Raw genomic sequence first — 7707 nt, 5'->3', positions numbered from 1 at the left:
CGACCGGCCGCCACCGCACCGCGGCGCTCGCGGAGCACCGCGCAGGGTGAGGGCCCGGCAGACCCCTGCGACCAACCGGCCGCCACCGCGCGGCCACGCTCGCGGGACGCCGGGCAGCATGAGATCCCCGGCAGATCCCGCTACCAACCGCAACGACCGTCCGGCCACCACCGCGCGGCCACGCTCGCGGGACGCCGGGCAGCATGAGGTCCCCGGCAGACCCCGCTACCAACCGCAACGACCGTCCGGCCGCCACCGCGCGGCCGCCCTCGCGGAGCACCGCGCAGGGCGAGGTTCCCTGCAGACTCCGCGGCCGACCGGCCGCCACCGCACCACGGCGGCGAGGCGCGGCGTTCCGGCGCACCGAGGGCAACCCGAAGCCCCCGATCGCCCCGCCGCGCAGTTCGCCGTCGGGGCTACTGGTCCGGCTGCCGCGGGGACTTCTTCGTCACGACCTAGCCGTTCACCGCCTTCCGGCCCAGGAACGCCGCCAGCCGATCAGCCGCCGTCGCGTTCGGGGGTGGCGGGAGCTCCGGGCCGAACGGTCCACCCGGCTGCCGCGGTGTCACACCGAAGCGGGACCGCCACTGCTCCAGCGCCCGCGACGCCAGCTCGGGCGCCAGATCCGTCGGCTGGCCCGTCGCCTCCGCGATGTCCCAGCCGTGGGCCAGGTACTCGTTCACCCTCATGTGCACCAGGAACACCCCCGGTACCTCACCGAGCGGGGTCGTCACCTGCCGCGTGAACAACCCGGGCGCAGCCAGCACCGCCCGGGCCGCCGCCACCGACGCGGCGAACGCCTCGACCGGCGAAGCGCCCAGGTAATCGCCGTCCGGGGCCGGTGGGCCCGTGCCCGCCCAGAACGCCACTTTCGCGTTGCCGTGCGCCACGTGGTTCACGACCGCGCGCACGTCCCAGTCGGCGCACGCCGTCGGGAGCGCCCACTGGTCGGCACGGACCGCGGTGACCAGGGCGGTCACCGTCGAAGCTGCGAGGTCGAAGTCGTCGAGAGCAGTCATGCGGACAGTGTGCCGACCACCACCGACAAAAACTCACGACAGCAGCGCCACGCACTCCACGTGGTGGGTCATCGGGAACGCGTCGAACGCCCGCAGGTCCGTCAGCGAGTACCCGTGGGCCGCGAAGGTCGCCACGTCGCGCGCCAGCGCCGCCGGGTCGCAGGCCACGTACACGATCCGGTCCGGGGCACCCGCCACGATCGACTCCACGACCGCCTTGCCGGCGCCCTTCCGCGGCGGGTCCAGCACCACCACGTCGACCGGCTTGGCCGCCGACGCCAGCACGTGCTCCACCCGCCCGGCCTGCCACGAAACCTGCGGCAGGTCCGCGAGGTTGCGCTCGCCGTCGGCCACCGCGCGCCGGCCGGACTCGACCGCCAGCACCCGGCCCGCCGTTCCGACCTGGGCCGCCAGCACCGACGCGAACAGCCCGACCCCCGCGTAGAGGTCCCAGGCCGTGCCTCCGGACGGCGCCTCCGCCCACTCCCCCACGACCGCGGCCAGCGTCGACGCCGCCGCCGGGTGGACCTGCCAGAAACCGTGCGCGTCGAGGCGCCAGTCCCGGCCCGCCGCGTGCTGGACCGCGACCCCGCCGGTCAGCTGCCGGGCCCGCACCTTCCCGCGCACCGTCGACAGTTCCCGGACGTGCACCCCGCCGTCACCGTCCTGGGTGACCTCCAGCTCGCTGCCCGGCCGCCAGCGCCGCGCCAGGACGTCGTCGAGCTCGCCGGGAACGGCGATCGGGCAGTCGTCCAGGGCCACCACCCGGTGGCTGTGGTGGGCCCGCAGCCCCGCGCGCCCGTCGTGGCCGGCGACCAGCCGGACGCGGCTGCGCCAGTCCAGCGGCCCGCCGTCGAGGGCCTCCACGACGACGTCCCGCTCGATGCCCGCCAGCCGCTGCAGCTGCTCGGCGACCACCGCCGCCTTCAGCGAGCGCTGGTAGTCCGGCGAAGCGTGCTGCCAGTCGCACCCGCCGCAGCCGCCCGGCACGGCCAGCGGGCACGGCGGCGGAACCCGGTGCGGCGACGGCGAGAGCACCTCGACGGCGTCCCCGCGGCAGAACGAGCCGCCGTTGTCCTCGGTGACCTCGACGCGGACCTGCTCGCCCGGCAGCGCGTGCCGGACGAACACGACCCGTCCCTCCGCGCGGGCGACGCAGTGGCCGCCGTGCGCGACCGCGCCGACCTCGACCTCGAGGACGCGGCCCAGCCAGCTCGTCATTCGGCCGGCTCCTTCGGCTTGGGCGCCGCGATCGGCTTCCCGTTGGGCGAAAACCCGCGGCGGACGTCGCCCGCCGCGGGGCGCTCGTTGCGGACCCGCGCGGCCGCCTTGGCCGACGACTCCAGCTGCCACGGCACGCTCGCCACGATCACCCCGGACTGGAACAGCAGCCGGCCCTTGAGCCGCAGCGCGCTCTGGTTGTGCAGCACCTGCTCCCACCAGTGCCCGACCACGTACTCCGGGATGAACACGGTGACCACGTTGCGTGGATTGTCGCCGCGCACGCGCTTCACGTAGTCGAGCACCGGTTTCGTGATCTCGCGGTAGGGCGATTCGACGACCTTCAGCGGCACCTTGAAGTTGTGCGCGTCCCATTCGGCGGTGAGCTTGCGGGTGTCGGCATCGTCCACATTGACCGTCACGGCCTCGAGGACGTCCGGGCGCATCGCCTTGGCGTAGGCCAGCGCGCGCAGCGTCGGCCGGTGCAGTTTGGACACCAGGACGATCGCGTGGTTGCGCGACGGCAGCACGGTCGGGGTGTCGCCGAGCTCCTTCAGCTCGTCGGCGACGCGGTCGTAGTGCCGCCGGATCGCCGTCATCAGCGCGAAGATGGCCACCATCGCGGCGATCGCGATCCACGCGCCGAGCAGGAACTTGGTGATCAGCACGATCACCAGGACGGTCGCGGTCATGGTCAGGCCGATCGCGTTCACCGTCTGCGAGCGCCGCATCCGCCGCCGGACGCCGGGATCGGTTTCCCTGGCCAGCAACCGGTTCCAGTGCCGGATCATGCCCGCCTGGCTGACCGTGAACGACACGAACACGCCCACGATGTAGAGCTGGATCAGCCGCGTCACCTCGGCGTCGAACGCGATGATCAGCACCAGCGCGAAGGCGGACAGGAACAGGATGCCGTTGGAGAACGCCAGCCTGTCGCCACGCGTGTGCAGCTGGCGCGGCAGGTAGCGGTCCTGCGCCAGGATCGAGCCCAGCACCGGGAAACCGTTGAACGCGGTGTTCGCGGCCAGCAGCAGGATGATGCCGGTGGAGAAGGAGATGTAGTAGAACGCCGGCGGGAAGTCGGCGAACACCGCGTGCGCGATCTGCGCCACGATCGTCTTCTGCTCGTAGCCGGCGGGCGCGCCCTCGAGCTGCCGCGCCGGGTCCTCGGCGAACTTGACGTCGGTGATCGTGGCCAGCGTGATGATGCCGACCAGCATGGTGACCGCGAGCAGGCCCATCATCAGCAGCGTGGTGGCGGCGTTCTTCGACTTCGGCTTCTGGAACGCCGGGACGCCGTTGCTGATCGCCTCCACCCCGGTCAGCGCGGCGGCGCCGGAGGAGAACGCCCGCAGCACCAGGAAGGCGTACCCGACGCCCGCGAAGGTGCCTTCGGCGGTCAGCGTGAAGCCGGCGCTCTCGGCCTTCATCTCGGTGCCGGTGGCGGCCTGCACCAGGCCCCAGGCGACCATGACCAGGATGCCCAGGATGAACCCGTAGGTCGGGATCGCGAAGGCCTTGCCCGACTCGCGGATGCCGCGCAGGTTCAGCGACGTCAGCACGACCACGATGACGATCGACGCGAGCACTTTGTGTTGCGCGACCCACGGGACCGCCGAGCCGATGTTGGCCACACCGGACGAAGTGGACACCGCGACGGTCAGCACGTAGTCGACGAGCAGGGCGCTGGCCACGGTGAGGCCGAACTTGCCGCCCAGGTTCGTGTTGGCGACCTCGTAGTCGCCGCCGCCGCTCGGGTAGGCGTGCACGTTCTGCCGGTACGAGGCGACGACGACCAGCATGACCAGGGCCACCATGACGCCGATCCACGGCGCGAGCGCGTACGCGGACAGCCCGGCGACGCTCAGCGTCAGGAAGATCTCTTCCGGGGCGTAGGCGACGCTCGAGAGCGCGTCCGACGCGAAGATCGGCAGCGCGATGCGCTTGGGCAGCAGCGTGTGGGACAGCCGGTCACTGCGGAACGGACGTCCGAGGACCAGGCGTTTCAGCACGGTCGGGAACTTCGACACCACGGAAGCCTAACGTTCTCCCGGCACGGTAGGTTCGGCGCTGGTAGATAGGGGCAGGTACGGACGGGTAACCGCCGAGGAGGAGGCAGGGCGTGCACGTGGTGATCATGGGATGCGGCCGGGTAGGCGCGTCCCTGGCCGCTGCGCTGGAGCGGCTCGGCCACGAGGTGGCCGTCATCGACAAGAACCAGCAGGCGTTCCGCCGGCTCGGCAGCGACTTCCACGGCCAGCAGGTCGTCGGCGTCGGTTTCGACCGCCGGGTGCTGATCGAAGCCGGCATCGAGCGGGCCGGCGCGTTCGCGGCGGTGTCCAGCGGAGACAACTCGAACATCATTTCGGCGCGGGTCGCGCGCGAGAACTTCGGCATCGAGCACGTCGTCGCGCGGATCTACGACCACAAGCGCGCGGCCGTGTACGAGCGGCTGGGCATCCCGACGGTCGCGACGGTGCCGTGGACCACCGACCGGTTCCTGCGCTCCCTGCTGCCGGACGGCGTCGCGTCGGCGTGGCGTGACCCGTCGGGCAACGTGGCGCTGCTGCAGCTGCCGCTGCACGAGGGCTGGGTGGGGCACTCGGTGCGGTCCCTGCAGGAGGCGACCGGCGCGCGGGTGGCGTTCATCATGCGGTTCGGCACCGCTGTGCTGCCCGACACCAAGACGGTGCTGCAGGCCGACGACGTCGTGTGGGTGGCCGCGCGGTCCGGCACCGTCACCGACGTGACCAGTGTGGCCCACCGCGAACCGGAGGACGAGGCATGAGGGTCGCGATTGCGGGCGCCGGGGCGGTCGGCCGCTCCATCGCCGCCGAGCTGATCGACGGCAGGCACCAGGTGATGCTCATCGAGCGCGAAGCCGACCAGTTCGAGCCGCACGCCGTCGAGCAGGCCGACTGGGTGCTCGGCGACGCCTGCGAGGTCTCGATCCTGGAGGAGTCCGGGATCGAGCAGTGCGACGTCGTCATCGCCGCGACGGGCGACGACAAGGCGAACCTGGTGGTCTCGCTGCTGGCCAAGACGGAGTTCGCGGTGCGGCGCGTGGTGGCCCGGGTGAACAACCCGGCCAACGAGTGGCTGTTCACCGACGCGTGGGGCGTCGACGTGGCGGTCTCGACCCCGCGGATGCTGGCGGCGATGGTCGAGGAAGCGGTGAGCGTCGGCGACCTGGTGCGGCTGATGACGTTCCGGCAGAGCAACGCGAACCTGGTCGAGCTGACGCTGCCGGCGGAGACGCCGCTGGCCGGGAAGCCGGTAAGCGACCTGACGCTGCCACGGGATTCGGCTTTGGTGACGATCCTGCGCGGCGACCGGGTGATCGTGCCGCAGCCGGAGGACCCGCTGGAGCCGGGAGACGAGCTGCTGTTCGTGGCGACCGCGGACGTGGAGCCGGAGATCCGGACGGCGCTCGGGTATTGAGGCCGGCGAGGCCCCCGGCTGGTTCGCCGGGGGCTTTTTCGCGGCTGTCCGCGGGGCGCGTCTCGCGTGATTCGGGACGGAACTCGCGTGATCGGGCCCGGAACTCGCGTGATTAGGCCCCGAACTGACGTGATTGGGGACGGGACTCGCGTGATCGGGGCCGGATCCCACGTGCCGGAAAGGGCATCTCGCGTGATCAGGGGCCTCTCGCGTGATTGGAGAGGCATCACGCGTGATTGAAGGGTCGTCACGCGTGATCGGGCGGTCGACACGGCGAAACTGTCGGTGCCTGCCGGTAGAGTCGGAACCGGGGGGCGCCCCCACGCGCGGGGGTTGTCAGGCTTCGGGGGTTGCGTACTTTTGGCGCAGGCGGGCCTCGACCTCGGCGTCGGTCTCCGGGGCCGGCTCCGACTCCGCCAGGGCCTTGAGGCGCTTGTCCGACCGGCGGACCGCCCACACGACCACCAGCAGGCCCAGCGCGTACAGCGGGTAACCCATCGCGATCTTCGCGAAGGCGAGCCAGCCCGTGTAGTCCTCCTGGTAGAGCCAGCGCTGCACCACGAACCGGGCCGCGAAGATCGCCGCCATGGCCAGGGTCGCGACGTCGTAGCCGTAGCGGGAGGGCTTGTCCTTGCGCCACGCCTGGCCCGTGCCGTTGAGCATGTTCCAGACCACGCCCGCGATCGGCCAGCGGACCACCACCGACAGCACGAAGATGCCGCAGTAGATCAAGCTCGCGTAGATCCCGAACAGGAAGAACCCCTTCGCCGACCCCGTGCGGTAGGCGATGAACGCCGCGATCGCGACGCCGAAGAAGCCGGAGATCGCCGGCTGGAGGGGCTCCTTGCGGACCACGCGCAGCACCGTGATGGCCACCGCGCTGCCGATCGACGTCCAGATGGCCGCGGTCAGGCCGAAGAACGAGTTCGCCAGCACGAAGACGATCACCGGCACCGACGAGTAGATCAGGCCGGACACCCCGCCCATCTGCTCGAGCAGGGTCGGCTGCGGCTCTTCCTCGTCGGTCTTCTTCTCGCTCGGGGCGGGTTCAGTCACGATGGGTGATCAACTCACTGGGCTCTGGAGCTCGTAATAGGGGTTGTACAGCACCTTCTGGCCGTCACGCTCGGCCATCCGGCCGCGCACCTTGATCGTCCGGCCAGGCTCGATGCCCGGGATCCGGCGGCGGCCGAGCCAGATTAGCGTCACGCCCTGTGTCCCGTCGAACAGCTCGGCCTCCAGCGTGGCGGCTTCGTTGGTCGGGCAGAGCTCGACGCTGCGGAGCCGGCCCATCACGGTGACCTCTTCGCCGGAGCGGCAGTCGCAGGCCCGCTGCGCCCCCTCCGCGCCCGACCTCATCGACATCTCGTCGGCGTCGAGTTCCTCGACGTCGCTGGTCAGCTTGCGAACCAACCGGCTGAAGTAGCCGCCGTCTTTGGCGGACATAGGTGCTCCTGTGCTCCGGGGCCCCCGACGTGGTGCATGCGGCCCGTGCGATTTCCAGCGTAGCTGCGGTCCCCGTCAGGGAAACGCCTTTGCGCAAGGATTGCAACGTGACGTCCGCAATCAGAGTTCCCGCCGCGGTGCTGCTGCCCGGCACCGGCTCGGACGAGGTGTTCGTCCGGGCCGTCTTCGAACGGCCACTGCGCGCCCTCGGTGTCCCGCTCATCGCGCCACCGCCGCCCCCGGGCGCGGCGCTCGCCGACGGCTACCTGGCGACGCTCGACGCGCTGGCCGACGAACACGGCGAACTGCTCGTCGGCGGCATTTCGTTCGGCGCCCACCTCGCCGCGGAGTGGGCCGTGCGCAACCAGGCCCGTTGCGGGGGCCTGCTGGCCGCGCTCCCGGCCTGGAACGGCGTCCCGGGCCCGGCACCCGCCTCGCTCGCCGCGACGCTGACGGCGGATCTGGTGGCCGCTTCCGGCGTCGGCGCGGCGCTGGCGCAGACCGAAGGCAGCCCGGCCTGGCTGCGGGCGGAACTGGACCGGGCGTGGCGGCGGCACGGCGCCGGGCTGGCGGACGGCCT

The 7707-nt window shown here is 71.7% G+C and carries 8 protein-coding genes; 3 read left to right on the top strand and 5 right to left on the bottom strand.

Translation table 11 applies throughout. The features are described from left to right. Positions 1 to 455: 455 nt before the first annotated feature. Genes CCN39_RS41450 through CCN39_RS41440 form a run of 3 tightly spaced genes read right to left on the bottom strand, consistent with a single transcriptional unit; the run spans position 456 to position 4270 of the window. Positions 456 to 1019, bottom strand: a complete 564-nt coding sequence (locus tag CCN39_RS41450) for a TIGR03086 family metal-binding protein (protein ID WP_086851813.1) — start codon at positions 1017 to 1019, stop codon at positions 456 to 458. 33 nt (positions 1020 to 1052) lie between these two features. After that, positions 1053 to 2240, bottom strand: coding sequence for a class I SAM-dependent RNA methyltransferase (locus CCN39_RS41445; RefSeq protein ID WP_086851811.1), 1188 nt, complete (start codon positions 2238 to 2240; stop codon positions 1053 to 1055). Then, positions 2237 to 4270, bottom strand: a complete 2034-nt coding sequence (locus tag CCN39_RS41440) for an APC family permease (protein WP_208630613.1) — start codon at positions 4268 to 4270, stop codon at positions 2237 to 2239. The genes CCN39_RS41445 and CCN39_RS41440 overlap by 4 nt, the downstream gene beginning before the upstream one ends. 92 nt (positions 4271 to 4362) lie before the next feature. Here CCN39_RS41440 and CCN39_RS41435 point away from each other — a divergent pair, with 92 nt between their 5' ends. Both CCN39_RS41435 and CCN39_RS41430 read left to right on the top strand, forming a co-directional pair. Further along, entirely contained in the window at positions 4363 to 5028 is a 666-nt protein-coding gene (locus CCN39_RS41435) for a potassium channel family protein (protein ID WP_086851807.1), read from the top strand. Beyond that, positions 5025 to 5681: a potassium channel family protein gene (locus CCN39_RS41430; RefSeq protein WP_086851805.1), complete on the top strand. Its 657-nt coding sequence runs from the start codon at positions 5025 to 5027 to the stop codon at positions 5679 to 5681. Before CCN39_RS41435 ends, CCN39_RS41430 begins: the two co-directional genes overlap by 4 nt. A 336-nt stretch (positions 5682 to 6017) precedes the next feature. Here the strand turns inward: CCN39_RS41430 and CCN39_RS41425 are convergent, their stop codons facing one another. Both CCN39_RS41425 and CCN39_RS41420 read right to left on the bottom strand, forming a co-directional pair. Continuing rightward, positions 6018 to 6737 carry a DUF3159 domain-containing protein gene (locus tag CCN39_RS41425; protein WP_086851803.1) on the bottom strand — a complete coding sequence of 240 codons (720 nt, stop codon included), beginning with the start codon at positions 6735 to 6737 and terminating at the stop codon, positions 6018 to 6020. 9 nt (positions 6738 to 6746) lie between these two features. Next, positions 6747 to 7127, bottom strand: a complete 381-nt coding sequence (locus CCN39_RS41420; protein WP_013224481.1) for an OB-fold nucleic acid binding domain-containing protein — start codon at positions 7125 to 7127, stop codon at positions 6747 to 6749. A gap of 137 nt (positions 7128 to 7264) precedes the next feature. On the opposite strand from CCN39_RS41420, the gene CCN39_RS41415 reads away from it, so the two are divergent. Then, positions 7265 to 7707 (top strand): alpha/beta hydrolase (locus tag CCN39_RS41415; RefSeq protein WP_143264352.1); only part of this gene is annotated, 443 nt, incomplete at its 3' end.

Origin of the sequence: Amycolatopsis kentuckyensis (genome assembly GCF_002155975.1) — a bacterium.
GTDB classification, from domain to species: domain Bacteria; phylum Actinomycetota; class Actinomycetes; order Mycobacteriales; family Pseudonocardiaceae; genus Amycolatopsis; species Amycolatopsis kentuckyensis.
This window is presented reverse-complemented; position numbering and strand designations above follow the sequence as displayed.

What these genes read in the sequence shown, in the direction of transcription:
- CCN39_RS41450 (WP_086851813.1), bottom strand. Translation starts at nt 1,019, where the DNA reads ATGACTGCTCTCGACGACTTCGACCTCGCAGCTTCGACGGTGACCGCC.
- CCN39_RS41445 (WP_086851811.1), bottom strand. Translation starts at nt 2,240, where the DNA reads ATGACGAGCTGGCTGGGCCGCGTCCTCGAGGTCGAGGTCGGCGCGGTC.
- CCN39_RS41430 (WP_086851805.1), top strand. Translation starts at nt 5,025, where the DNA reads ATGAGGGTCGCGATTGCGGGCGCCGGGGCGGTCGGCCGCTCCATCGCC.
- CCN39_RS41420 (WP_013224481.1), bottom strand. Translation starts at nt 7,127, where the DNA reads ATGTCCGCCAAAGACGGCGGCTACTTCAGCCGGTTGGTTCGCAAGCTG.